Here is a 23,488-nt window from a genome sequence, read left to right on the forward strand (position 1 = left end):
GCCATGGCTCCTTGACCCATAGATCGGGTAGCACATGCTCTCGACTACCACGACAACACCACCAATCACACGAGCTCGCCGCTAAAGGGCCGACTTACAGGTCCGCGAGTCAGGGATGCCCCGGGTGCACGCGGGCGAGTAGCTCGGTCAGGGTCTCGCGCTGAGTCGGGGTCATGTGCGGGACGGCCGCGTCGAGGTCTCTTTGATCCTTTCGGCGGACGTGCTTGGCCTTGAACAGGAGGACCAGTTCGGGCGCCGGATACGGGATGCTGTCTAGGGTGCGGTGGATGACGTCGCTGTAGGGAAGCCGGATCTCCTCATCGCACAAGGTCACCCGCCGCACCGACTCCGGCACCGAGGAGGGGGCGTCGCCCCGGCGCCTGGCACGCCGCCGAACACGACCCTGCCGCAGGCCGCCGCACGTAGATCCGAGCGGATCAGGGCAGTCCGTCGCCGCCCGGGACGTGGCCGAGCGCTCTGCTGTCGTGTGTCTCGCGGACCCTGCTGACCGGCGCCGGAACAGGGCCGCGGCGGCACTGGGCGGCCAGCTCGACCGACCAGGAGCCCCTTGATCCTCCAGGAGAACAGTGGCGCGTGACCCGGGATCTTCCACGCACGTGAGGGCTTGTAGTGGGTAGGGCCTGTCCGATGGGTCGGAGTGCAGGATAGGTGTGTTCCGCTTCCATTGATTGATCCTCTCGGCGGAGGAACGGAAAATGACGCGACAAGTCCTGTGCCCTGGTACAGAGTTGGCACATGTTGGATCACGTAGCCATTCAGGTAAGCGACATCGCGTCCAGTGCTGCTTTCTACGATGCCGTGCTCGGTCCGCTTGGCGGCGCAAGAAAGAAGCAGTTCGGCGAAAACATTAGCTTCGGCGTCACGGGCCACCCGTTTTGGCTGGTCCCCGCGACCGACGCCACACCTTCGCGGGAACTGCACGTCGCATTCGTTGCGGGCGACCGAGCCTCCGTAGACGCTTTCTACGCAGCCGCTCTCGCAACAGGTGCCGAGGGCCTGCACGCGCCCCGGCTCTGGCCGGAGTATCACGAGTCCTACTACGGAGCATTTGTCCGCGATCCTGACGGGAACAACGTCGAGGCCGTCTGCCACCTGCCCTAAAGCCTGTTTCAGGAGCCGAACCGGAGATCTCCACCTACTCGGCGATGACACAGCGGTGGCAGGTGCGCGTGGTTCGATGCATGACACCGTTTTTTCGGAACACCAAAGCTAGAGATAGGTGCGGCACTCGCTTCCACGGCGCCGCCGATTGGCCCGCTGGTTATCCGGCTCCGGAATGGTATGGCTAATCTGACGTCGGCGCAGGTAACTCCGGTTGCGGCGAAAGCTGTACGCTTTACCGCCGCTGAGATGGTGCGGGCGGGTACGAGGGTGTCCACCCGGGCGGCTGCGCTTGCCGGGTTTCCGCGGCGCTGCTCTACGGGCGCCCGGGGGCGCGGAAGGAGTACGCGCCGTCGTTGACCGCGAGGCCGTGTCCGGCTGTCGTCCAGCACGCAGGCGCCGACGACCTGGTCGTCGGCGGGCCCAGCGTCGTCAGCTCATGGAAGACAGTGTCTGACCGGCATGCCGCTGGTCAGCGGATGGCACATGGGACAGGGTCCTGCGGATGGTACAGGCGGATGCCGACGCTGAGGGCCGTATCGACTGGTCCATGGTGGGCGTGGATTCCACTGTGTGCCGCGCTCATCAGCATGCCGCGGGCTCACTTCTCTGCCGTTTCCCGGTACTGGGGTGCCTCGTTGGTTGTCCGGATGAATGCCCGGAGGACCGACGGCAAGGGGCGGGGTGTGCGACAGGGGCGGTCGCCGGAGGGGTTGTCGGCGAGCTGGAGGCTGGAGGAAGGCGACTCGAAGCTCGTGACCAACAAGACCGGGATGACGAGGTTCGGCTTCTGCCTGATGCTGAAGTGCTCCCAGACCGAGGCCAGGTACCCGGCGGGAGCAAAGCGTCACCCGAAGCAGATCCGCGAGGCCCAGGGGTTCCGACCGGCGACGCCGGACAACGAGGAGCAACTCGATCTCAGGCGTCGGGCCACCGGGCACAGGCTCCGGACAGGGCCGGACCACTCGGGCCCGCTATCACAGTCCAGTACAGCCCACGCGTCATGAGCGCGAGAACGCGGCTCACCGGGATGATCTACCTGCTGCTGGCTCTGGTCGGGATAGGCGGCGCATTGTGGCTAGCCTACGAATGCCGGTTGAAAGTGGCGGAAACAGGGATCGCTCTGCTGCCCTCGTTGGCGGGGCTGTACCTGGCATGGGCCGGCTTCTGCGCCGACCGTGGCGATGCCTCAGCAAACCGAGGGCTGGAAGAAATTGCCGATCAGTTGGCGGTGGCGGTTCGCAGCCAGTGGGAGGACGAGGCGCGGGTACGGCGCCTCAACGATCCATATCCGCTGCCAGTGTCCTGGGCACCGGCGGATCCGGACTTGACCGAGAACTGGCCACGGTTGAGGGCGACTGCGGAGGGCTGGCCAGGGGGCCCGCCGTCCGACCCGCAAACATGGGCAGCAGGACCGGGCGACCTCACGGGGACCGATCTGGAGGTCGTCGATGTACTCATGCACAGGATTCCTACCCGTCGCCTGGTCATCCTTGGATCCCCAGGCTCGGGCAAGACCATGCTGATGGTTCGTCTGCTGTTGGCTATGGTCGAGCAGCGTTCCCCAGGCGATGCGGTCCCTGTACTGTTCCCCCTCGCATCATGGAATCCAGCTGCACAAGACCTGAACGAATGGTTGGTCGAACGTCTAATCCAGGATTACGTCAGCCTACGAGGCTCTGCCTCGGCTTCCTTGAGCAGCATGAACCGTGCTCGGGCACTGCTGGAGCACCGCTTGATCCTGCCGATCCTCGATGGCCTCGACGAACTTCCCCCGACTTCCCGAGCTGTGGCACTCGACGCGATCAACCAGGCTCTGCCACCCCGCCAAGCACTGGTTCTGTCGAGCCGTGTCAATGAATATCGACAGGCCCAGTTCCCCGTGGCAGGGGTTCCGGTAAGGCTGATCGGGGCGGCAGGCATCGAGCTCCAGCCTCTGGCAGCCACTGAGATGGCCACCTACCTGCGTCGTGACGCCGGTGGGGAGAACAGCATGTCAGCCGCCCGCTGGGAGTCAGTGCTCGCCCAGCTCGGCTCCAACGCACCTGTCGGACAGGCGCTTCGGACTCCGTTGGCGTTGTTCCTCGCACGTACCGTCTACAACCCACGTCCCGGCGAGCGCCCGGTCAGCCTGCCCGACCCGGCCGAACTCTGCGATGTGAACCGGCTGCCCACCAAAGCAGCCATCGAACAGCACCTGTTCGACGCCTTCATCCCTGCGGCCTACCGACGCCGCCCTGGCACCACGTGCCGTTGGAGCCCACAGTTTGCTGAACACGTTCTGGTCTATCTGGCCGGGCACCTGCAGAACACGCTGCTCGGAACCCCCGATCTGGCCTGGTGGCAACTGCATCGAGCCATGCACCGGCGCGCGTACCAGCTTCTCCTCGCAATAGTCACCGGGTTCACCGCCGGAATCAGCACCCTGAGCATCGGCCTGGGCGTTGGCGCAGGTGTCGGCCTTGCGGCCGGGTTCCTGGGCTGGCGCACCGGCGGCAAGCCCAGGCGGCTGCCCGCAGTCGCCTTCCACTGGTCCGGGGCAGGGTTTTACCGTGGTCTGATGAGGGCGGTCGCGTTCGGCCTCGTCCTCGTGCTGTCGGCGCGGGTCGACCCAGTGCTCGGCCTCCTGAGCGGCCTATTCCTCGGCCCCGTGGTGGGTACCTGGCTTGGGCGCAAGGTCGTGGCGCTGGCCGGACAAGAGACTCAGTCACCCGATCTCGCCTCGGCTGTCGGACCCGAGAAGATTCTTCGGTGGGATCGCCGAATTTTTTGGCGGCTCATCGCCGAGTTCGGGTTCGGTTACGGGCTCGTGCTTGCGTTCGGAATTCTAGCTCTGCTCAACAGTTCGACGACAGTATCGGTCAGCGTCGCCGTCCTCCTCCTCATCCCCGCTTTCGGAGTCTCCGGAGCCTCCACATACGCAGCGTCGGGGCACTTCACCCTCACCCGCTACTACCTCATGCTGCACCGTCAGCTTCCCCGGGATCTCATGGCCTTCCTGGCCGACGCGCATGAACGCGGTGTTCTGCGACAGGCAGGGGCGGTGTATCAGTTCCGCCATATCGACCTCCAGCACCACCTCGCTCAACGCGCATCCGCGCAGCCCTGATCCAGGGACTCATCGACTGGATCGCCGACTGGTGCGTGGTCTCGCCCATGACTTTGGCTCTTGCCACACTTCGACGGCCGACCAGAACTCCGGCCATCAGATCGACGCTGCACCTGGTGCCTCGTTACTTGTTCCCTGGTGACCGGGCCAAAGGCCCTGCAGAAGCTGCCGGAACGAGCCCGTGCCGAGCTGGGTCGGCTCGTGAAGCGTTTGGATGCGGTGTTCCTGCGCCGTACTCTGCCGGACCCCTTCGTGCACCGGTGCCAATGGCGCACACAGCTCTGGTGGTACCGCTGCCTGGCCGACAGGTCGGAGTGGGGGTGACGGAACCCGTAGTCGATCCGGGCCCGTGCCGAGGTGGGAGGATCACAGCCGTGGGTGTTGTGATCACAGCGTCCGAGTCGTCCTGGACAGCCCCGTTCACCGGACTGAGCGCACAGCTTCCGCAAACTGATGACGGCCCTCCGCCGCGAGGATGCCGACACGACCATGCCAACGCCGAGAAGTCGAAGAACTACCGGTACTCAACAAACCCCCAGGTCGTCGTCGACGCCGGCACGCGCCTGGCCGTCGCAGTCGGCAAGCCTCAGCCTGGCAACCGCAACGACTGCGAGGCCTGGACGAAGTCCGGCACGAAGGACGCCGTTGGCAGGACGACAACGATAGGCCCGACAAGTCGGAAGGCGCACAGCTTGAGTACTTGAGTACTACGGTGTCGCCAGCAATGGCAGCCGCCACCCGCGAGGAAGCCCTCATTGCCGAGTTCCGCACCACACCCCTCCTCGGCCCGCGACGTGAGCGCGTCAGACGGTTTGCGGAGTCCAGGTCTTCTGCGACGGGGTGTCGGCCGCCGACTGGGGAACCTTTGCGCAGGAGGTGTAGCCCGACAGGAAGAGGGAGGTGGTCGAGTCGTTCCACGCCAGGTCGAATTGGTCACCGGTTGCCGGGTCCTGGACGCGGAAGCCGAACTCGACTATGTCCTTGCCCCGGCGGTTACTGTCGTGGGTGAGAGTCCAGCCCGCCGAGGTGAACTTCCGGCGCAGGCGAGCCTCCGTGGCACGGGCGACATCGGCTGGGATGTGTTCGACCGTCCATCTGAGGTCGAAGGTGACGACGTCAGGCAGAGTCTTCTCGATACTGAGGCCGCCCGCATAGCAGCTGTGGCCGGGGAGCACTTGGACGGGCTTCACCGCCTTGTGGGGCGGCAGGGCCATGCCGTCGTACGCCCACTGCGCGCGGTCCGTCAGGCGCTGCGAGAGCGTCGCAGGGTCGGCGGAGGGGTACTCCCGCTCCAGCACGGAGCAGCCCGAGGTCGTCAGGGCGGCGAGCAGCAGGGCCAGGAGCACGGTGGTCTTCCTCATGGATTGACCGTACGAACGAGACGGTGCGTGCCGCATGAGCACGGATACTCAAATCCGAGGAGGGATCCAGGGGTCCGTGCCGCACCCGAACTCCGTGCCCTCGCTGCCCGCGCTGCTCCCCCTCCGTAGCTGCTCAGCGGCCGGTAGAAGCGACCCCGCGCATACGAAGGCACGCCAGAGGGGGAGAACCTGTCAGAGCCGAGCCGTGTGCGCACCTGGTGCCCCGGATACCGACGGTGGTTGGCGACGTCATCCATGAGCCCGCCCAGCGCCATGTGGACGATCCGGCACCGGCCGCGAAGCGCGCTGCTGGCTGCCGCTACCGGCCCCCAACGTCGGACCCCGAACTCGACACCATGGCGTCGATGAACGCCAGCGCCTCCTCGTGTACGTCGTCCGGCATCACCAACGCAGGAAACAGTGCCTGTGGGTAACCCAGGTTGCCGGACATGCGTCACCGAGCCAGGCCAGGCCTGGCCCTATACGATGCTTGCTCCGCCTCATGCGCACATCACGTCACATCCGTACCAGCTGGGAGAACACATTTATGCGCAGGGCATTGACCGTAGCGGCGTTCATCGCGGCGGCCGGGTTGCTGACCTCCTGTGGCGGCAGCGACAGCGGTTACAAGAAGGATCAAGCCGACAAGGGTCCAGCCGCGGCGTCGTCGCATGCGGGCACCGAGGGCCAGGACAAGACGTACGAGGTCACGCTCGAGGTCGGCGGCAAGGGCAAGACCAGCGTCTTCTACTACGCGGGTTCCAACGGCAACTAGCACGTCACGTTGCCATGGAAAAAGACTGAGAAGGTCACCTTGAACAGCGCGGAACGCAAGGCCGGGATCACCATGCATGTAGTGCCAGGCCCGGTGATCCTGCCTGACGGAAAGGCCGCCGCGGCTCCCTGCTCGATCACCGTCGACGGCAAGCAGGTCGCCAAGGACGCCGGAGGCTCCACCGGCAAGCACTCGTGCAAGTACACCCTGCGCTAACTAGGTGCTTTTCAACCGCTGCTGCGGCGATCACGGGCCTCTTGTCAGCTTTGAGTTGATTACGTTCAGCGATGGTCTCGGGGCGTCGGCGGACGCGGGCCGGGGCGAGCCGGGCAGGCTCCGCCGACTTCTCCCAGGGGCGGCGAAGACCGGCGGCGGCCTCACGGGTGAGCCGGAGCTGGGTGTGCGCCGCGATCACAAGCCACGTCCAGCGGTCAGCGGCGTCGGGAGTACGCAGCCTGGAACGCGTCCAGACGGAACGCATGCTCATGCGAGGGCCCTTCGCCTGTCCGACGAAGGCTCGCCCGAGTGATCAAGTTCGGGACACTGTTCGAGGCTGCGTCGCGTGACGAGAGCTCAGCTTCTGGACGTCTCGTCGATGGCGGGCATCGGCTTCCCGCCCGGATGCCACCTGTCGAGGAAGCTGGCCTGCCTGCCGACGTCAACGAGTTCGATCCGGGCGCCGATGCTGTCCATCTGGTGATAGGCGAACGGCCGGCCATAGGGACAGCCGGAGAAGTCCGTGGGCATGCCCTCTTCTTCCAGACGCTGAGAACCGTGTCGCACATCGCTGGTCCAGAAGCCGATGTGATCGAACCTGGCTCCTTTGGACGCGTCCCAGGGACTGTCTGACGGCCCTTCAATGAGCTCGATGAAGGGCGGCCCGCCTGCGGTGAAGACGATGCGGTAGTCCCACTCGCCGAGCCGGTCTGACACAGGATCACTCCACTCGACCCCGGCCGCACGCTGAAGGTCCTGCATCGCCTGCTCGATGTCCGGAACCACGAAGCACACATGGTAAAAGGCAGTCATTCACCCATGATCGAGCACATCACCTCAGAGGCCCAGAGGTTAAAAGCCAAGCTAGGTTCGTCCCGGACACCGCCTCCATCAAGGACTGCGAAGGCACAGACCTGTAAGCGAGCTGCCTGGCCCCGAAGACCAGGGCGGTCATGGAGCAGTGGAAGGCCGAGATTTCGCGGGCCGGGCGCCGGAGCTCACCGACAACAACACCTGTGTCGCCGCGCTCTACACCTCGGGCGGTTCCATCGGGTACCGGTCCATGGTCGGTGCCAAGTCCGCGTCGAAGGCCTTGTTCAACACAGGCGGTGCGACCGGGCCCGTCACGGGGTCCATCTTCGGCCAGGCTCCGCCCATCTGGCAGGAGTTGAACTTCAAGGCGTGCGCGGACGGCTCGATCAAGAAGCGCGGTGACAGTCCCGTACCTCGCTCCAGCCACCTGCCTGACCAGTACCTGTACCACAACAACCAGGCCGTGGACCTGGACGGCCGTCCCCGCGACTCGAAGGAACCCGTGACGGCGGGGGGCTTCGTGCGGTTCAGCCGCGTCCCCGTACTTCTGCGCTGACAAGGATCAGGACGGGCCCCCGAACACAGCAGCTAGCCTGATAGGACCATGCTCGCCCCAGGCGCGCGGCCACCGTCGCGCGCCTGGGGCGAGCGCGCGTCTCGTCGTCACCGCCTGCCGCGGCAGGACGCACACACGAGGGCCGTGGAGCTACCGGAGGACACACATGCTGGCCATCATCGCGCTGCTGGGCACGGTGGGGTTCATCCTCGCTCTGATGGGACAGGGCGGTTGGTCCCGGCTGGGCGGAGCAGTCGCGGGCACTGCCTTGTTCGCTTTGTTGCTCGTCCCGTTCGTCAGTACCGCCGCGCTCTTCCTGGCCGCCTCGGTCATGGGCGCGATCCTGGGGCTGATGCCCCCATTCGACCGGGAAACGGCGCCGCGAGCCCACGCGGGCTGGCTACTCGGTCTCATGCTCGCCACGGTGGGGCTCTTCCTCTGGGCCACCGTAGGAGACACCGAGATGATCGCCCTCATCCTCTTCATCTTCGGGCCCGGAGCGATCACCGCAGCAGGGCGCTTCGTGTACTTTCTGCGCCACCATGACCGGGCGGCCAGTAGGTATGACGGCCAGTGACGCTCGCCCGGCGCGGCCACGCCACAGAACCGTTCCATCGCCAGAGTGTCCTCCGCGTCTAGCCGCGGCTTTATCCACATTTCAATTTGACTGTCAAGATGCCCTGACTGCGAAGGCGAGAAGGCTTACATATTTTGGGTTACTGAGGACTCGCTGACGCGGCACGCTATCGTGCAGTAATGCCTATAGGGCGTTCACGCGCCGCCGCAGGTCACGTATGGATGGTCATTCGGAAGCCTTGCCAATCAGCTGTTTACGCCTAACTATTTGATGCGGTTATAAATTTGCTGTTCGGCCATGAAGGTGCGGGCCGGGCCCGATGAGCAGCAGGAAAGTCCTCACAAGGCTGCACACCAAACGCCCTCCCTGCGAAGGAGGGTGCCCTCTTTGTGGCGATTTCGGCGTCGTGGGGGAGCCTCTCTAAGGGGCGCGTGTTTCCGTTTTTGCTGCCTCACTGGCTGTGCCCCATGCACGCCCCCCTGCGCCCCTCGTCCGCCTCGCAATCCGGAGCAGGTGTTGTGATGTTGCCCTTTTCGTACATACGTTGGGCCCGTGGATTTGACCGCTCTCGATATTCGAGACGAGGTCTAATTGAATTCGCCGCACATATTCTTCTGTGCGTATCGTCCTCAAAAGGGAGAACGATGATGACGTACGAGCGTCCCACTCTCACCAAGGCCGGAAGCTTCCGTAAGGTGACCGGGATCAAGGACCACGGGCCCAAGGACGTCCTCGGCGGCAAGCAGCTCCTCTGATCGGGGGCGGCCCCAGCCGCTGAGCGGTTACGAGTCGCAAAACATTTGCGCCGGCCCTTGAACAGGCCGGCTATCGGGTGGTGGCGTCCAGCCGCCACCCGATCCTCTGCTCCAGGATCACCCCGCCGCCGACCGAAGGCCGTTGCTCATGGCTACGTTTCTCTCGCTCCAGGCCGCACCCGCCTGGTTCATCGCGTTGCCCGACACCGCCGCGGCCGCGCCCTTTGCCGCTAGTGCGAACCGCTACGCCACCCGGAGTCTGCGCCATGCCTCTGGACGACCATGGCTGGTGGGCCGCTGGGAGGAGCGTGCGGCCGTAACGGGGCGGTGTGACGGAACCCGTATCGCGGTGATCGGGGAGCACGCCGTCACTGAGCAATATCTCGAACAGGCTGCGGCGGCCACCGGCCCCGCCTCACTGACGACGGCCCTGGACCGCGCTGCACGCCGGCCCGGCAGCTTCCATCTGGTGGCCAGCGCCGACGGCCGGGTGCACGTACGGGGCGGCGTCGTGAACCTACGGCGCGTATTCCACACCGATACCGCAGGATTCGGCTCCGGCTCCGGTCCCGTCAGCGTGGCGTCGGATCGGGCCGACGTGCTCGCCGAACTGATCGACGCTGATCTGGACGAACGCCGGATCGCCCTCGAACTGCTCACCTCGGGAGCGCCGTACCCGCTGTCGGAGCCCCCGCTGTGGCGGGGCCTGCGGGCCGTACCCTCAGGCCACTGCCTGACCATCGACGCCGACGGCCGGACCACCATGAGGCGGTGGTGGTCGCCGCCCGACCCCGTCGTCCCCCTCACCGAAGGCGCCCGACACCTGAGAGAGGCGCTCACCGAAGCGGTCGGTGTACGCACCCGCGGGCGCGAGCTGGTGACGGCAGATCTGGGCGGACTGGATTCCACCGCCCTGTGCTGTACAGCAGCCCGCGGCGACACCAAGGTCGTCGCATACACAGCCGCGCTCCACGACGAGTCCGGCGACGACGTGTACTGGGCCCGGCGCACCGTCCAGGAACTCCAAGGCATCGAGCACCACGTCGTACCGGCCAAGGACACGGCCATGACCTTCGACGGAATCGACACCCTCCACGACATCCTGGACACGCCCAGCATCATCACCGTCGACCGCAACCGCCGGATGGGCATCGTGGAAATGGCCGCGGCCCGCGGATCCGACCTGCATATGACCGGACTGGGCGGCGACGAACTCCTCGCCGGCACGCCCGCCCGGCTGCATCCCCTGTTGCTGACCCATCCCTGGATCGCACTGCGCAGCATCCGCGGATACGCCGCCAAGTACCAGTGGACCCGGCGGGCAACGCTGCGCCAGCTCTTGGACCGGCGCTCCTACCGGAGCTGGCTCGGCCGCGTGGCCCGCGACCTGACCGGGCCGCCTCCCGGCACGAACACACCGCTGCTCGACTGGTCCGTACCGCCCCGGATGGCGCCCTGGGCCACGCCCGACGCGGTCACAGCCGCCCGCGAACTGATACGCGTCGGCCTGTCCGGCATCGAACCCCGGGGGAGGGGACACGGTGAGCACCGAGAGCTGGTCGCGATGGACGGCATCTCCCAGTGGACCCGGCACATCGGCCAGATGGCCACGCCCCTGGGCATCACCGTCGCCGCCCCCTACTACGACACTCGCGTCATCGAGACCTGCCTCGCCGTGCGGCCACAGGAGCGGATCACCCCCTGGCGGTACAAGCCGCTGATTGTCGAAGCCATGCGCGGCGTCGTGCCGGAAACCAGCCGGACACGCAACACCAAGGCGAACGCCACGTTCGAGGAGGAGGTCGGCCTGCGCGAGCATCGCCGACGGCTGCTGGCACTGTGCGAAGACTCGCGGCTGGCCCAGCTCGGCCTGATCGACGAGAACATCCTGCGGGAATGGTGCCGCCGCTCTCTGGCTGCGGAGACGGAGAGCTACCAGCTGCACCCGACGATCGCCTGCGAAGTCTGGCTGCGCTCCCGCGAAATGACGCCCCCGCGCCAGGTGGACGCCGCCCCCGCCCAGTCCATCGCCGACCGAAAGGAATGATCTTGGTGTACGCCTTGAGGCCCGACGTCCTGATGACCGAGACCGAATACGGCGTGGCGCTGCTCGATCAGAAGAGCGCCGAATACTGGACCCTCAACCCGACGGCGGCCCTTATTCTGCGGACCCTGCTGGACGGTCGTGCCCGCGGCGCGGAGCGGGCCATCGAGGCGCTGACCATGCAGTACGACGACATCGACGCCGACGAAGCAGCCAAGGACGTCGACACCATCGTCGGCGAGCTGCGCTCCGCAGGACTGCTCACCACATAGCGTCCACATGCCACAGGCGCGACGGGCCCGCAGTCCAACTCCCGCTCGCCTCCCGGCGCTCCACCTCTCCACGCCCAGCGTTTCCCTGCGCCCCGCCCTCCTCCGACCGAAGAGGCACGCATGACGACCCCGGAAGCTCTCCCCTACGATCCGCGTTCCGTACCTGTGGGCCGCCGCTTCGCCGCCCGGGCAGCCGTGGGCTGTGCCCATGTGCTGGCCACCCTGCCACCGGGCCGCATCCGCACCATCCTGGCCAGGCTGCGTCGCGGTGCCCGGCCCGCCACCCTCCCCGAGGCGGAAAAGGCCCGGGAGGCGGTACTCGCTGTAAGCCTGTCCGCCGGCGGACAGAAGGGCTGCCTCCCGAGATCCCTGGCCACCGTGCTGCTCTGCCGGTGGTACGGCCACTGGCCCACCTGGTGCGTGGGCGTGCGCAGCCGACCGCCCTTCGCCGCTCACGCCTGGGTGGAAGCCGAAGGAGTCCTCGTCGGCGAAGACGCCTCACCCACATACTTCCAGCGCTTCTTCACCGTGGAGTGAGCCGATGACCAGGGCCCCCGGCATCGAGGACCCCCGGCCCCTCACCGGCCCCGCCGACGGCTCCGACGCGCGTGAGGAGGACACGGGTCCCGACCGCACCTGGGCGTCACAACGAGCGCTCATGACCCATCTGAGCCCACAGCGTTGGCGCATGGCCGCAGGTGTCCTGCTGGGGCTCGTCGGCAGCGTCATGGGCCTGGCCCAGCCCTTGGCAGCCAAGCGTGTGATGGACGACATGAGCCAGGGCCGGCCGACCGCCGGCCCCATCCTCATGCTCAGCCTGCTGGTGGTCACCGGCGCGGTACTCGCGGGGCTGGGCCACTACGTGCTGCAATGGTCGGCCGAGTCCATGGTCTGCGCCGCCCGCTGCCGGCTGACCGAGCGGCTGCTGCGCCTGCGGGTGCCCGTGGTGGAGCGCACCGAACCGGGCGACCTGATCGCCCGCGTCACCTCCGATACGACGTTGCTGCGCCAGACCGCGCCCCAGGCGGTGTCCGCCGCCGTGACCGGCACACTCGTCACCGCCGCGACCGTCGTCATCATGGGCTTCCTCGACGCTGTCCTGCTCTGTGTCACTCTCGGCGTGATCGCGTTCGTCGGTGTCATCGTCGCGGTCGTGGCTCCGCGCATCGGCCGCGCCACCCGGCAGGTGCAGGATGCGGTGGGCCACATCGGGGGTGCTCTGGAGCGCGTCCTGGGAGCCTTTCGCACGGTCAAGGCATCGGGCGCCGAGCACTGGGAGACCCAAGCGCTGCACCGGGCGGCCGAACATGCCCGCCACCGAGGTACGCGGGCTGCGGCGTGGGAGGCGGTGTCGGCCACGGCGTCGGCGGTGGTCGTTCAGGTGTGCTTCCTCGTTGTGCTCGGGGTGGGGGGCGCCCGGGTCACCGCCGGCACGATCAGCGTCTCCACGCTGGTCGCCTTCCTGCTGTATCTCTTCGCCCTCGCTCCTCGCATCGGTCAACTCGTCGAAGGGGTAAGCCAGTTCCAGATCGGATCTGCGGCCGCTGTCCGCATCGAGCACATTGAGACGCTCGAGGCCGAACAGGTGAAACCCGAGCACGCGGCCCAGCACACGCGGGGAGTGACAGCGAGGGGCGACTCATCCGACATGGCCGCCGAGGACTGCCGGTCACCACTCGACGTGACCTTCCGCCAAGTCCGCTTCTCCTACCGGCCCGGACTGCCCAGGGTGCACCACGAGGTCTCCTTCACCGTGCCCAGGCGCGGTCTGACGGCAATCGTGGGCCCCTCCGGCGCAGGCAAGACCACCGTCTTCTCTCTGATCGAGCGCTTCTACGAACCTGATGCCGGATGCATCCTTGTGGGCGGCAAGGACACCCGGCAGTGGCCCCTGAGCCGACTCCGCGCATCCATCGGCTACGTCGAACAGGACACCCCCGTCCTCGCCGGCACACTGCGGGACAACCTGACGCTCGGCGTCGGCGACTCTTCCGGCGAAGAACTCGCCCAAGTGCTCCATATGGCGCGGCTGGACACCTTGACGGACCGCCTCCCCCACGGACTGGACACCCACGTCGGCCACCGAGGCAGCCGCCTCTCCGGGGGCGAGCGACAGCGCGTAGCGATCGCCCGCGCTCTGCTGCGCCGCCCGAGACTGCTGCTGATGGACGAAGTCACCTCCCAACTCGACGCGGCCAACGAGGCGGCATTGCGCAACATGATCACCGATGCCGCCCGCAGCACCACCGTCATGGTGATCGCCCACCGGCTCTCCACCGTCACCACCGCCGACCGGATCATCGTCATGGAGGCCGGATGCGTACGAGCGATCGGCACGCACGGCGAACTCATCAAGCATGACGCCCTCTACAGCAAACTGGCGCATACGCAACTTCTCAATTAGTGATCGTTTCATACCTAGTTGGTGCAGGGCTCGGCAGTCGGACTTGGTCGCGCGGCTGGGTTCTGCGGATGTCAGATGATCTTGAGCCCCGGGCAGGCTTGTCCGGCTCCTGGCCACGTCCGTCCTCCAGCTCTGGCTGCCTCCCCCCCTGTGGCCGTAAGACGACGCCCCCCCACGCCACAGCCGTGAGGGGCCCCCTCCTCGACCACACCGCGCCGGTGGAACCGATCCTGAGCGTCCCGGAGAACCCTGGGCAAGGCCAACCACTGCGCCCGCCTGCTCCTTGACGCCCTCGACGGCCCGGCAGCCGACCCTGAGGTGGCCCGCCTTCGCGACGCGCAGCCCACCGTGGAACCGCTGTAACCCCGCTCCGGGTCGAACGGGATTGGGTCCCGGCGAGGAGGTGAGCGCCAGGGTCTTCCGCGGCGTCGAGATCAGACCTCGATGTCCACGAGCGGTGACAATTCGCGCAGGGCGGTGGGCAGTTCCGGGTTGCCGGGAGGTACCAGTCGTCGGCCCAGCGCAGGACAGCGGCGCGGCCGAGCCGCCATTCGTCGCAGAACTGCGAGAGGAAGTAGATACAGAAGGCGGGAGAGGAGTCCGAGCCACAGAGGGAACGCAAGAACCTGCGCAAACTCAAGAAGGCGATCCGCAAGAAGTGGAGCACCGTCGCCCTCATCGACATCCTCAAGGAAACCGCCCTGCGCACCGGGATGCTCGAGCCTCTCGCCGCCGTGGGCGCCCGGGAGGTGATCGACGAGGCGCTGCGCCACACCGCGCGTCGCTTCCCGACCGCCGTCGGTCTGAAGGCCGCCGGTCACGAGATCACCGGCGCCACCTTCGCCACCCGCTCTGAGGCCGTGTGGGGGCAGGGCACCACCACCGTCGCCAACCAGACGCAGCCGCTCGGGCTCCACGCGCACACCGGTCTCCTCGGGCAGCTCGCGCGCAGCAGCCTCACGGCTGTCCTCGTCCGCTGGGTCCACATGGCCACCGGGCGAAGCAGGCGGACTCGCTGACTTCTGGCCGGTGAGTCGCATGAATCGACGCGTGAGTGGAGCACCGACAGCCTCGACCAGCAATCCGGATGCCTTGGTCGGAAGGGGGCTTGACCTTGACGCTGGGTCAACCCCCGATCGTTCCGGAGGAGCTTCCGCGCAGTCGCCTGGAACAGCTTCGCCATGGAGGCAGATGACATGCCGTGCGGGCGCACTGGCGTCGACGAGCCGCCGACACGGATTCGGCGCGATCTCCATACACAGCGCGAAGTCCCGAGCCCTTCGTTGCCACTCCACCGCGACGGCCGCCAGGAACCGCCACCACCGCAGATGTGATGCTGTTGGCGATCTCCACCTGGCCTGTTGCGGCGTGTGGCTGGTTCCTTTCGTGCCTTGTTCCCGTACCACCCTGGGGTCACCGACTCTGATCGGATAGCGGACCTGAGGCGTGTGAGGAGAACCGACATGAGCGGGATGCGGAGCAGGGGACCTGGGAACGTCGCTGGAGACAGCTCGCAGGCGTCGGACCTCCCGGTCCCGGAGGGGATGGCGGCGTTCGACGACATCTACGTTCAGCCGGATCCTCGGGCCTACTTCCGGGCATTGGGCCCGCTGGAATACCAGGCACCCCATCACGGGCAGAGCGTCTTCCGGAGGGCGGTTGCGGCCCTCACGCGGACAGCCCGCGCGGCGGAACGACCGGTGACCGTGCTGGACATCTGCTGCTCGTACGGCATCAACGCCGCTCTCCTCAACCATGAGGTGACTCTGGAGGACCTCTATGCCCACTACACCTCGCCGCAGGCCACCGCGCTCACCACAGCCGAACTGATCGAATGGGACCGCAGCTACTACGCGGCTCGTCGGCGCCACGATGCGGCCCGGGTAATCGGACTGGACCCCGCCACGAACGCCATCTCCTATGCATGCGAGGTCGGCCTGCTGGAACGAGGGTTCGCTGAGAACCTCGAAGCCGCGCCTCCCTCTCCGTCCCTGCTCCGCGCCGCGCGGCACACCCGTCTGATCACGATTACCGGAGGGGCCATCTTTCTGTCCCCCCGCACCTTCCAAACGATTTTGACCTGTGCCCAAGACCCGGTGTGGGTCGCGGCCTTCGTACTGCGCACCACCTCGTACAAGTCCATCGCCGCATGCCTGGCTTCGAACGGCCTGGTCACCGAGAAGGCCACCACGCACACGTTCCGGCAACGACGCTTCACAGACGCGGACGAACAGCGATACGCCGTTCAAGCAGTGACGGCGGCCGGCGATGACCCGTACGGGAAAGAGACCGACGGCTACTTCCACACGATGCTGCACTTGTCGCGCCCCTCTGAAGACGCGACGGCATTTCCGCTGACCGACCTGATGCCACGCCTGTGAGCCCAGCCTTGCCCACACACTCACCACACTCGGACGAGAGGCTGCAACGACTACGACGACGGTCCTTGCGCCTGGTCATCGAGCAGGCGCTCTTCGACCGTGTGAGTCGGCCCTGTTCTCCCGAAGCTACGGCGAAGTCGGCGTGGACCAGATCGACGGCTTCGAGGTACGCCTCGCGCCTGGTGTGCTCGGCGAGCGCCCGGTAGATGCTGGCGACGGAGGGGTCTGTCCCTTGCGCTTGCCGGGGGGTGATCAGGTCGGGCTGGATTGCTCGACAGAATCGCCACCCGCGCGGCGCCGGAGCACGGTGAGCAGATCGGCTCCGGGGGTGGGGTGCCGGGGCGCCACGGTCGGCCCGGCCCGCGGTCGGCGGGGGCCGCCCTGTTCGAAGTGAACGCCACCGCGGTGTTCTTGTGGTCTGCTTCGGCCGCGTGCCGGATGGCGAGGCGGTCGGGGGCGTCGATCGTCACCGTCGCCTCCAACGCCGCCGGGGTGGGGTGCCGCGGGCCGGGATGGCCGCCTGCGTCGCATCCAAGGCCGGGGCCGTGGCGTTCACCCTCGGGCTCGGGCTGGAGACGGCTGCGCAAAGAATTCGCTGCAACGAGGTCTGTCCGGGCACCACGCACACGCCGATGCTGCCGCAGCCGTATGCGGCATACCCTGGGCGGCGCCACAGGAACTGATCACCGAACTGAAGGATGATTCCCGGGACTTCTACACCGGCCTGGTCGGCTGGACCGGCCGACCGACCGACTGACCGGCCGACCGGCACGAAGACGGGCAGCGGGTGATCGCCCTGCGCTGCGGAATGCTCGGCGAGCAGGGCCTGCGGCTCTACGCAGGCGGCGGAATTCTGCCCGTCCACCGCCCGGGCGCCGAACATGCCGAGACACCGCGCAAGCTCTCCGCGCTGCTCAGCGTCCTCACGCCCGCACACCCATGATCAGATCACCGGGCAGATCCGTGCCTGCGTCGGTGTAGAAGCCCACCACCGCACGCTGCCACTCCGCGACGTCCACCTGGCCGTCACCGTCCAGATCGAGCCGCGCGAACGCCCACCGGGAGTCCGCCTCGGGCAGCCCGCAGGCACTCTGCGAACGGAGGAACTCCTCCAGACTGACGCTGCCGTCCCCGTCGGTGTCGATCAAGTCGACATGCGCCTGGACCGAAGGGCCCACCAAGTCACCGATCGTGCCCAGCTCACGCGCGCGCTGCAGCGCACTCACGAACGTCTCCTCATCCAGCCGGCCCCCGTCCTCGACACCGGCGAGCTCGGTGAGTCGCTGCCAGAACGCCGCCGCCCCCTCGCGTACCGCTGCCGCCCGAGGTGTCCCCGCGGGCTCGCCCACCCCGTCCAGAAGCCGCTGGGCACGCTCCTCCACATCCGACCGGTCGACGTACCCGTCACCGGCGGAATCCAGCATGTGAAAACGACGGACATACTTGGCGCGAATATCTGACTCACTCATGGCAAGGCCCCTTTCGGACGGCATCGGTGGACTCAAGCGGCAGCGTAGAGCCGGCCACCCATCCGATGAGGCCACGCCACACCCCTGACGGAGCGGTGCCCCCGACCGCCACAGCCCGGCCCGTCGCATGATGCTGCCTCCCGCCCACGCACGCCGCTCCGGAGCGGGGCCGAACGGTCCGGACACATCACAGCTCGGCACAGATGGTTCCCAGCAGGTGCCGCTCCCGTTCCTCCTCGTGGTCCTTCCCGCCCAGCATGTAACCGCCGAACTTCATATGGCTTCCCTGCTTGCCGAGGGTGATGACACCCCGCCCGACCTCGGCGATGGCCGCCTCCACGTCCGCGAGCTCGACCTCGGTGTTCCGGCGCACGTACCGCTCCGTCAACCGCCGGGCGGGGATGATCTCGCCGTGCACGGCGCGCACCATCGGGTCCGTGCGGTAGGAGTCGTAGTACATCCGGGAGCCGGGGATCACGCCGGGGGAGGAGACCGAGACGGTCGTGATGCAGTCGCGGTACGTCTCGGCCAGCGCGAGCCAGTGGTCGACCTCGGTGCGCAGCGTTTGCAGTGTCGTGCCGGGCAGGCCCATGATGCCGGAGATGTAGAGCCGGTAGTCCAGCCGCTGTGCCAGGTCCAGAGCCTCTGTCACGCGTTCCGGCCCCTTGTTGATGCCTTTGGAGTCGCCGCGCAGCAACTTGGGATCGAACGCTTCCAGGCCGACATTCCAGGTGCGGATGAAGTCTTTGCACAGCTCGGCGGATTGCAGGAATTCGTAGACGAGTCCATAGGCGAGCATGAACCGGCGGCCGCGCAGCACCGGGGAGGCGGCGCATGCCTCGGCCAGGTCGTCGAGGTAGCTGATCTCTCCTGACCACTGTGCGCGGGAGAAGCCGCAGGTGGAATCACCGGCCGCGTAGACGTTGGCGCCGAGTCGGCCCACGACGGTCTCCAGCACCGGGACGACGGCGTGGGGATCGGTGGTCTTGGGGGTGAGGCCCTGGATGGAGCAGTGCCGACAGCGCCGACTGGCTCTGCTGCCCCAGGTGCAGCCGCCGTCCAGCGGCATCGTGACCATGCGCTTCAGCTCGTAGTGCTGGGCGTACCAGACGGCGAAGGCCTTGTCGTAATGCGTTGTCAACTGGTCCTCGATGAGCCGGTAGTCGGGCAGGAGGCGGCGGTCGAGGGGGTAGCTGGGGGCGCTCTGGTTCACCACCTGCCCCGCGTGGTCGCGGTAGGCGAGAGACGGCACTCGCGTCAGGTCCAACTGCCCCTGCAAGGCGTACAGCAGGCCCATCATGGTGAACGGGCCGTTGTTGCCGGTACAGATGTAGTCGACGACACGGCTGCCGTAGACACCGGTGAGGATCTCCCGGTGCAGGATTCCGGCATGGTCGTGCCGAACACCACGACGGCGTCCGGGTTCACCCGTTTGACCTCGGCGGCCACGATGAAGGCCCACAGTGCGGTGGCCGTGTAGGCGCTTAACGCCGCCACCTCCGGCGGATCCGACTCGATCATGGCCTGCACCTCGGGCCACTGAACGTGACTCATGTCGATGTAGCGCGCGGTCATGCCGGGAAAGCAGCGGTGCTGGTACGTCATCATCTCCACCAGGGCCGCATGCGGATAGACGCAGCCCTCGTTGCGGTACCGCTCCTGCCCGTCCACCCCTTCGATGTCGGCACCGCCGCCGGAAGCGCCCCCGCGATGCGCCGAAGTCAACGGCAGGGCGAAGTACCAGACCGAGCTCAGCTGTCGCGCGGGACGGCGGGCGGCAGGCAGCGGCAGCGCCCACTGGTATCTTCCGTCGATCCCCACGGCTTCCTCGGAGGGGTGCAGACTCATCTCCATGGCCCCGGCCTCCCGCTGGCGCGAACCAATCTGGATCTTCACCGTCGAGTCGGGGAGGGGTGTCAGTAGAGGATTCGCTTCCCGGTCAGCATCCCCGGCTCGGTGTGTTCAGCTCATAGCCGCATGGTGGAATGTCCGACACCCGTCACGCCAGGTGGCGTGGTCGAATTCGGCCACGGGCAGTTGCGTCCGGGCAGCTGACGGATTCCCCCCCCACCCCTCTCGCTACGAGCTTCATCTGCCACGTCAGTCCGAGTCATCCTCGCGTGCGCTCAAGCCGTGCTGTGCTATCGGCCGACAACCAGGGTGGATCGGTTGACGACCAGGGATGTGGGCCGTTGAGCGAGCCAGCCTGATCTGAGGTGTGCAGGTGCCTCGGTCAGGACATGGGCGAAGCCGAGATTCTCGTAGTAGCGCTGGACCTTGCGGGTGGAACCCAGCAGCCGATACGGATCCAGTGCTGGCCTTCTACGGCTCCGACGCGGCACGCCCAGTCGAGGGCGAGGCTTCCGATGTCGTGGTCTGCCGCGCTACGGCGGACGATCAGCTTGTAAAGGTGGAGGGCGGTCTCGGCGGCGTCTTCAGTGCTCCAGCAGGCACGGTCGACGAAGCTGAGACGCACCGTGGCCACGATGTCGCCGCTCTCGTCGAGGATGACCCAAGTCCGGCCCTCGCCTATGGGCTTCCGCCATTTCGCCAGGTCGCGGGCAACTGCCTCACGGTCCGACCACTGGCCGGTCCCCTGTGCCCGTAGCCAGTCTTCGGCTTCCCTGCGCGGGTCCATCAGAATGGAGGCGTGGTCGCCGGATGAGGGCTTGGTGAAGAAGGTCATGGCGGCACCAGTACCCCACCTGGCGCGACACCTGAACCTCGAACAAACAATCTCGCCTGGACGAAACCCTCTCCATTCAGGTGCACCAACGGTTGAGACGCCGGGCCCCGACCCTGCGGTCCCACGTGACGGGCAATCTCTGAGGACCGCGGACGGTGGCGCTGGCGCTCCAGACCACGGCGTCGTCGGCAGCAGCCGGCCGGAGACCCGGCAGGCGGTCGAAGAGGACAGTCAGCGCCGCGCGAAGTTCTGCGCGAACGAGTTCGGCGCCAAGGCAGTGGTGAGGGCCCCAGCCGAAGGACAGATGGCGGGGTCCGGTGCGCAGCGGGACAAAGCGGTCGGGCTCGGTGAACACGTGCGGGTCTCGGTTCGCAGTGCCGAAGGCCACCGCGGCACGGGACCCAGCTGGTGTCACTCGCGTCATGCCCATGGTGATGGACGGGCTGTAACGCAGCGTCTCCTCGACCGTCGCGTCCAGCAGCGCAGGATCGCTCAGCAGGCGGTCCAGGTGGGCGGGATGGACGAACAGACACAGCAGCGCGTTGGCCAGCTGATTCGAGGCCAGGATGTGCCCGTCGAAGAACAAGGACGCGGCCAAGCCCGTCAGCTCCCGCCCGCTCAGCCCACCACCTTGGTGAGCCGCGGCCAGCTCTCCCAGAAGTCCGCCCAGGCGACGGGAGGAGAAAAACAGGTTGCTCACGGCGCGGTGCAGACCGGTCTCTGCCCGGTACAGCTGCGGTCCGCGTGCGTTGGGGGCAGCCGATCTCGCGCATGACCAGCGATACAGCTCCTCCCGCACTTCATCGGGAACACCGAGTACGTCACAGTGCGTTTCGTAGGCGAAGGGGACACAGAATTCGGCCATCACGTCACAGCTCACCCCCGACCTGCGCATCCGTTCGGTGAGGGCATCGGCACGGCGTAGCAGTATCGGAAAGCGCCGCGTGATCGCGCGGGCAAAGAAGGAGGAGCCCAATAGGCCGCGGACGTAGGTGTGTTGCGGCGGATCCATCTCCGTTACCGACATGGCGGAGGCCGGCCCGAAGGGCACCTGTACCAGGCGGGCGCGGCTGTTCCGCGGGTCGGCCAGGAACCGGCGTGCTTGCGCATAGGAACCGATGGGCCGGCGGCCCTCCGGGGTCGGCCCGTTCAGGGCGCCGGGGCAGGACCCCGAGACGAATGCGTGTCCCCCGCTGCCGTGCACCACAGAACCCACGTTTGCCTCCCCACCCCTTATCGGTAAACAGGCCGATCCGGCGGCCACCGGGGGCAGCCTCTACTCCGGAGGCTATATCACCCGAATGCCGTATACAGCCATCGCCCCGGCATGCGCCGTAGGTGGACGGCGCCCAGCATGAGGGGAGTCCGGAGTCCCGTGATGACGTTCCTATCGGGGCAAGGAGTGATCCATGATGCTCCCCGAGGGGCCGGCACCCGGGCAACCCCCGTGCGCGGTCCATACGCTCGCTGGGACCTCGGTGTAGATCCTGGACCGCGGCCCGGTGTCGGCGACGTGCTTCGTGCGGAGACCGTCCTGGTGTGGCCCGGCGTCGTTGATAGGGTCGCTGCCCGGAGCCGTGAGGTGGCTCTGCGACCTTCGGTGGCACTCCGATCGTCCGGCCCATGTCCGGGTTGGGCAGTTGGGTCTACTGCGAGCCAGTACACCGGCAGCGCACCACTCTCGGCTGACCTCCTTCGACCATGCAGGAATTCCTCGACTTCGGGCACGCCCGTCCGGATGCGTGTTTCGTCCGGGCTGACCAGCTCGCCCGGCGCCTCCTCGCCCCGCCCAGCCTGAGCCGTCAACCCTCCCTCCGCCCACGACCACGGAACGAGACCGCGGGCAACGGCGCGAGAGCAGTAGCGAGAGCAGTAACGTCGACTTGGAGACACTCACGGTGGACCCCAGCGAACTCAGCACCATCGACCCGGGCGACCGCGACCTGTACCGGGACCTCTTCGCGCAGGACTGGGCGCTTGGCTCCTACGGCAACTGCTGGACCTACGTCACCCAGGCCTGCCGTCAGCTGGGCCTGGGCCACAAGTACCTCGACGGCTCGACCCTGATAAGCATCGGCCGCCACGGCGACAGCTACGTGCTGACCCGTCCGGTGGGGCCCCGGGCCGCGCGGGCCGCCGCCGAGCTGGCCCACGAACTCGCCCGCGACACCGGCGCCCCGGTCTACCTCAAACACGTCGGCCAGCCCGACGCCGAAGAACTGACCCGCCGTCACGGCTTCCTGCCGATGGACCGCCACCCCTGGACACCGAGCTCACCGCTGGACGACGCGACCTACCCCGATGTACTCGTGAACACCGCTGAACTCGCCGAGCTCGGCCTCAAGACGCCAGACCGCAGCAAACTGCGGATGCGTCTCAACCGGTTCCGCAACGGATGCGTCGACGGCCATACAGGCGTGAGTGCGCGCCAGTATCGGCCGCCCGAGGATGACGCGTGGAAGCGGACCGCCCGCGAGATCGCCGCCGCCTGGTCCGCCGGACGCGGCCACGACACCAACGACGGCCACGCCTACACCAACATGATCGACCACCCCGCCGACGGTGCGTACGTCTACCTCGCGGAAGTCGACGAACACCCCTGCGGCTTCTACCTCTTCGAGGCGATCGGCCCCGACACGGTCGCCTGCTACGCCAATCTGTGCCCCGACGCCACCCGGCCTGGTCTGACGGAGACGGCCCTGTGCACCGTCCTCGCCGACCTTCACCGCCACGGCATCACCACCGTCAACCTCGGCGGATCCGAACACCACACCCTGCACACCTACAAACTCAAGTTCGGCTCCCCGCGCACCTTGACCACCGTCAACCTCGTCACCCCGCCCCCGGCCGGCACATGGTCCGGCACGAACAGGGCCGTTCCCTGAGCCGTGCGCACACCGAGACGGGATCTCCCTGATCGGAACAACGACGATGAGGGTCAATGCCAG

General features: G+C 67.1%; 24 protein-coding genes and 4 pseudogenes. 17 read left to right on the forward strand and 11 right to left on the reverse strand.

Annotated elements, in window-relative coordinates; all coding sequences use genetic code 11:
* Positions 1–109: 109 nt before the first annotated feature.
* A complete protein-coding gene (locus CP975_RS34180) occupies positions 110–334 on the reverse strand; it encodes a hypothetical protein (protein WP_246201730.1) in 225 nt (74 codons plus the stop codon).
* 422 nt (positions 335–756) lie between these two features.
* Here CP975_RS34180 and CP975_RS34185 point away from each other — a divergent pair, with 422 nt between their 5' ends.
* On the forward strand, positions 757–1,122 hold the full coding sequence (locus CP975_RS34185) for a VOC family protein (RefSeq protein ID WP_055527550.1): 366 nt from the start codon (positions 757–759) through the stop codon (positions 1,120–1,122).
* Positions 1,123–1,248: 126 nt separating this feature from the next.
* Here CP975_RS34185 and CP975_RS35455 read toward each other — a convergent pair.
* Positions 1,249–1,401 (reverse strand): annotated as a pseudogene (locus CP975_RS35455) (IS5/IS1182 family transposase); the annotation flags it as partial.
* Between the two features lie 164 nt (positions 1,402–1,565).
* Here CP975_RS35455 and CP975_RS34195 point away from each other — a divergent pair.
* The 3 genes and pseudogenes from CP975_RS34195 to CP975_RS34205 all read left to right on the forward strand — a co-directional run.
* Positions 1,566–1,726, forward strand: a pseudogene (locus CP975_RS34195) (IS5/IS1182 family transposase); the annotation flags it as partial.
* A 399-nt stretch (positions 1,727–2,125) separates the two neighbouring features.
* On the forward strand, positions 2,126–4,231 hold the full coding sequence (locus tag CP975_RS34200) for an NACHT domain-containing protein (RefSeq protein WP_150478049.1): 2,106 nt from the start codon (positions 2,126–2,128) through the stop codon (positions 4,229–4,231).
* 485 nt (positions 4,232–4,716) lie between these two features.
* Positions 4,717–4,896 (forward strand): annotated as a pseudogene (locus tag CP975_RS34205) (IS5/IS1182 family transposase); the annotation flags it as partial.
* 138 nt (positions 4,897–5,034) lie between these two features.
* Here CP975_RS34205 and CP975_RS34210 read toward each other — a convergent pair.
* Positions 5,035–5,592: a hypothetical protein gene (locus tag CP975_RS34210; protein ID WP_150477718.1), complete on the reverse strand. Its 558-nt coding sequence runs from the start codon at positions 5,590–5,592 to the stop codon at positions 5,035–5,037.
* Between the two features lie 547 nt (positions 5,593–6,139).
* On the opposite strand from CP975_RS34210, the gene CP975_RS34215 reads away from it, so the two are divergent.
* Complete coding sequence (locus tag CP975_RS34215) at positions 6,140–6,367, forward strand: hypothetical protein (protein ID WP_150477719.1); 228 nt, start codon at positions 6,140–6,142, stop codon at positions 6,365–6,367.
* 39 nt (positions 6,368–6,406) lie between these two features.
* The gene (locus CP975_RS35275; RefSeq protein ID WP_167532637.1) at positions 6,407–6,583 is read left to right on the forward strand and encodes a hypothetical protein; all 177 of its coding nucleotides are present in this window, start codon (positions 6,407–6,409) and stop codon (positions 6,581–6,583) included.
* Between the two features lie 85 nt (positions 6,584–6,668).
* On the opposite strand, the pseudogene CP975_RS36445 reads toward CP975_RS35275, so the two are convergent.
* Both CP975_RS36445 and CP975_RS34225 read right to left on the reverse strand, forming a co-directional pair.
* A pseudogene (locus CP975_RS36445) lies at positions 6,669–6,836 on the reverse strand (NF041680 family putative transposase); the annotation flags it as partial.
* Between the two features lie 104 nt (positions 6,837–6,940).
* Positions 6,941–7,396, reverse strand: coding sequence for a VOC family protein (locus tag CP975_RS34225; RefSeq protein ID WP_055527542.1), 456 nt, complete (start codon positions 7,394–7,396; stop codon positions 6,941–6,943).
* A 148-nt stretch (positions 7,397–7,544) separates the two neighbouring features.
* Here CP975_RS34225 and CP975_RS34230 point away from each other — a divergent pair, with 148 nt between their 5' ends.
* The 7 genes from CP975_RS34230 (at position 7,545) to CP975_RS34260 (ending at position 14,004) form a co-directional block, all read left to right on the forward strand.
* On the forward strand, positions 7,545–7,952 hold the full coding sequence (locus tag CP975_RS34230; protein ID WP_055527540.1) for a hypothetical protein: 408 nt from the start codon (positions 7,545–7,547) through the stop codon (positions 7,950–7,952).
* A 166-nt stretch (positions 7,953–8,118) separates the two neighbouring features.
* Positions 8,119–8,529: a hypothetical protein gene (locus CP975_RS34235; RefSeq protein WP_055527539.1), complete on the forward strand. Its 411-nt coding sequence runs from the start codon at positions 8,119–8,121 to the stop codon at positions 8,527–8,529.
* Between the two features lie 647 nt (positions 8,530–9,176).
* Positions 9,177–9,284, forward strand: coding sequence for a keywimysin-related RiPP (locus CP975_RS35280; protein WP_167532783.1), 108 nt, complete (start codon positions 9,177–9,179; stop codon positions 9,282–9,284).
* 148 nt (positions 9,285–9,432) lie between these two features.
* Positions 9,433–11,331, forward strand: coding sequence for a lasso peptide isopeptide bond-forming cyclase (locus tag CP975_RS34245; RefSeq protein ID WP_055527538.1), 1,899 nt, complete (start codon positions 9,433–9,435; stop codon positions 11,329–11,331).
* Between the two features lie 5 nt (positions 11,332–11,336).
* The gene (locus CP975_RS34250) at positions 11,337–11,600 is read left to right on the forward strand and encodes a lasso peptide biosynthesis PqqD family chaperone (RefSeq protein ID WP_150478050.1); all 264 of its coding nucleotides are present in this window, start codon (positions 11,337–11,339) and stop codon (positions 11,598–11,600) included.
* Between the two features lie 120 nt (positions 11,601–11,720).
* Positions 11,721–12,137 (forward strand): lasso peptide biosynthesis B2 protein, encoded by a 417-nt coding sequence (locus CP975_RS34255; protein ID WP_055527536.1) that lies wholly within the window; start codon positions 11,721–11,723, stop codon positions 12,135–12,137.
* A gap of 121 nt (positions 12,138–12,258) precedes the next feature.
* The gene (locus CP975_RS34260) at positions 12,259–14,004 is read left to right on the forward strand and encodes an ABC transporter ATP-binding protein (protein ID WP_246201731.1); all 1,746 of its coding nucleotides are present in this window, start codon (positions 12,259–12,261) and stop codon (positions 14,002–14,004) included.
* Positions 14,005–14,438: 434 nt separating this feature from the next.
* Here CP975_RS34260 and CP975_RS36450 read toward each other — a convergent pair whose 3' ends face one another.
* Positions 14,439–15,635 (reverse strand): NUDIX domain-containing protein, encoded by a 1,197-nt coding sequence (locus CP975_RS36450; protein ID WP_342788027.1) that lies wholly within the window; start codon positions 15,633–15,635, stop codon positions 14,439–14,441.
* On the opposite strand from CP975_RS36450, the gene CP975_RS34270 reads away from it, so the two are divergent.
* The 3 genes from CP975_RS34270 (at position 15,549) to CP975_RS34290 (ending at position 17,328) form a co-directional block, all read left to right on the forward strand.
* Positions 15,549–16,385 carry a hypothetical protein gene (locus CP975_RS34270; RefSeq protein WP_055527572.1) on the forward strand — a complete coding sequence of 279 codons (837 nt, stop codon included), beginning with the start codon at positions 15,549–15,551 and terminating at the stop codon, positions 16,383–16,385. The genes CP975_RS36450 and CP975_RS34270 overlap by 87 nt on opposite strands.
* A gap of 512 nt (positions 16,386–16,897) precedes the next feature.
* Positions 16,898–17,068, forward strand: coding sequence for an SDR family NAD(P)-dependent oxidoreductase (locus CP975_RS36715; protein ID WP_167532784.1), 171 nt, complete (start codon positions 16,898–16,900; stop codon positions 17,066–17,068).
* Between the two features lie 104 nt (positions 17,069–17,172).
* Entirely contained in the window at positions 17,173–17,328 is a 156-nt protein-coding gene (locus CP975_RS34290; RefSeq protein WP_150477721.1) for a hypothetical protein, read from the forward strand.
* Here CP975_RS34290 and CP975_RS34295 read toward each other — a convergent pair.
* The 5 genes from CP975_RS34295 to CP975_RS34315 form a co-directional block, all read right to left on the reverse strand.
* Positions 17,309–17,809, reverse strand: coding sequence for an EF-hand domain-containing protein (locus CP975_RS34295; protein WP_167532785.1), 501 nt, complete (start codon positions 17,807–17,809; stop codon positions 17,309–17,311). The genes CP975_RS34290 and CP975_RS34295 overlap by 20 nt on opposite strands.
* Positions 17,810–18,041: 232 nt before the next feature.
* Positions 18,042–19,154, reverse strand: a complete 1,113-nt coding sequence (locus CP975_RS34300) for a radical SAM protein (RefSeq protein ID WP_055527529.1) — start codon at positions 19,152–19,154, stop codon at positions 18,042–18,044.
* Complete coding sequence (locus CP975_RS34305; RefSeq protein ID WP_150477723.1) at positions 19,151–19,750, reverse strand: cobalamin B12-binding domain-containing protein; 600 nt, start codon at positions 19,748–19,750, stop codon at positions 19,151–19,153. The genes CP975_RS34300 and CP975_RS34305 overlap by 4 nt, the downstream gene beginning before the upstream one ends.
* A gap of 337 nt (positions 19,751–20,087) precedes the next feature.
* The gene (locus CP975_RS34310; RefSeq protein ID WP_055527526.1) at positions 20,088–20,540 is read right to left on the reverse strand and encodes a GNAT family N-acetyltransferase; all 453 of its coding nucleotides are present in this window, start codon (positions 20,538–20,540) and stop codon (positions 20,088–20,090) included.
* A 76-nt stretch (positions 20,541–20,616) separates the two neighbouring features.
* A complete protein-coding gene (locus CP975_RS34315; protein WP_150477724.1) occupies positions 20,617–21,756 on the reverse strand; it encodes a cytochrome P450 in 1,140 nt (379 codons plus the stop codon).
* A 667-nt stretch (positions 21,757–22,423) separates the two neighbouring features.
* Here CP975_RS34315 and CP975_RS34320 point away from each other — a divergent pair.
* The gene (locus CP975_RS34320) at positions 22,424–23,425 is read left to right on the forward strand and encodes a phosphatidylglycerol lysyltransferase domain-containing protein (RefSeq protein WP_150477725.1); all 1,002 of its coding nucleotides are present in this window, start codon (positions 22,424–22,426) and stop codon (positions 23,423–23,425) included.
* Positions 23,426–23,488 lie beyond the last annotated feature (63 nt).

Source organism: Streptomyces alboniger (genome assembly GCF_008704395.1).
Taxonomy (GTDB): domain Bacteria; phylum Actinomycetota; class Actinomycetes; order Streptomycetales; family Streptomycetaceae; genus Streptomyces; species Streptomyces alboniger.

What these genes read in the sequence shown, in the direction of transcription:
- CP975_RS36715 (WP_167532784.1), top strand. Translation starts at nt 16,898, where the DNA reads ATGGCCGCCTGCGTCGCATCCAAGGCCGGGGCCGTGGCGTTCACCCTC.
- CP975_RS34245 (WP_055527538.1), top strand. Translation starts at nt 9,433, where the DNA reads ATGGCTACGTTTCTCTCGCTCCAGGCCGCACCCGCCTGGTTCATCGCG.
- CP975_RS34310 (WP_055527526.1), bottom strand. Translation starts at nt 20,540, where the DNA reads ATGACCTTCTTCACCAAGCCCTCATCCGGCGACCACGCCTCCATTCTG.
- CP975_RS34300 (WP_055527529.1), bottom strand. Translation starts at nt 19,154, where the DNA reads ATGATGGGCCTGCTGTACGCCTTGCAGGGGCAGTTGGACCTGACGCGA.
- CP975_RS34255 (WP_055527536.1), top strand. Translation starts at nt 11,721, where the DNA reads ATGACGACCCCGGAAGCTCTCCCCTACGATCCGCGTTCCGTACCTGTG.
- CP975_RS34260 (WP_246201731.1), top strand. Translation starts at nt 12,259, where the DNA reads ATGACCCATCTGAGCCCACAGCGTTGGCGCATGGCCGCAGGTGTCCTG.
- CP975_RS34225 (WP_055527542.1), bottom strand. Translation starts at nt 7,396, where the DNA reads ATGACTGCCTTTTACCATGTGTGCTTCGTGGTTCCGGACATCGAGCAG.
- CP975_RS34215 (WP_150477719.1), top strand. Translation starts at nt 6,140, where the DNA reads ATGCGCAGGGCATTGACCGTAGCGGCGTTCATCGCGGCGGCCGGGTTG.
- CP975_RS34270 (WP_055527572.1), top strand. Translation starts at nt 15,549, where the DNA reads ATGGCGGCGTTCGACGACATCTACGTTCAGCCGGATCCTCGGGCCTAC.
- CP975_RS34235 (WP_055527539.1), top strand. Translation starts at nt 8,119, where the DNA reads ATGCTGGCCATCATCGCGCTGCTGGGCACGGTGGGGTTCATCCTCGCT.
- CP975_RS34295 (WP_167532785.1), bottom strand. Translation starts at nt 17,809, where the DNA reads ATGCTGGATTCCGCCGGTGACGGGTACGTCGACCGGTCGGATGTGGAG.
- CP975_RS34200 (WP_150478049.1), top strand. Translation starts at nt 2,126, where the DNA reads ATGAGCGCGAGAACGCGGCTCACCGGGATGATCTACCTGCTGCTGGCT.
- CP975_RS34185 (WP_055527550.1), top strand. Translation starts at nt 757, where the DNA reads ATGTTGGATCACGTAGCCATTCAGGTAAGCGACATCGCGTCCAGTGCT.
- CP975_RS34210 (WP_150477718.1), bottom strand. Translation starts at nt 5,592, where the DNA reads ATGAGGAAGACCACCGTGCTCCTGGCCCTGCTGCTCGCCGCCCTGACG.
- CP975_RS36450 (WP_342788027.1), bottom strand. Translation starts at nt 15,635, where the DNA reads ATGGGGTGCCTGGTATTCCAGCGGGCCCAATGCCCGGAAGTAGGCCCG.
- CP975_RS35280 (WP_167532783.1), top strand. Translation starts at nt 9,177, where the DNA reads ATGACGTACGAGCGTCCCACTCTCACCAAGGCCGGAAGCTTCCGTAAG.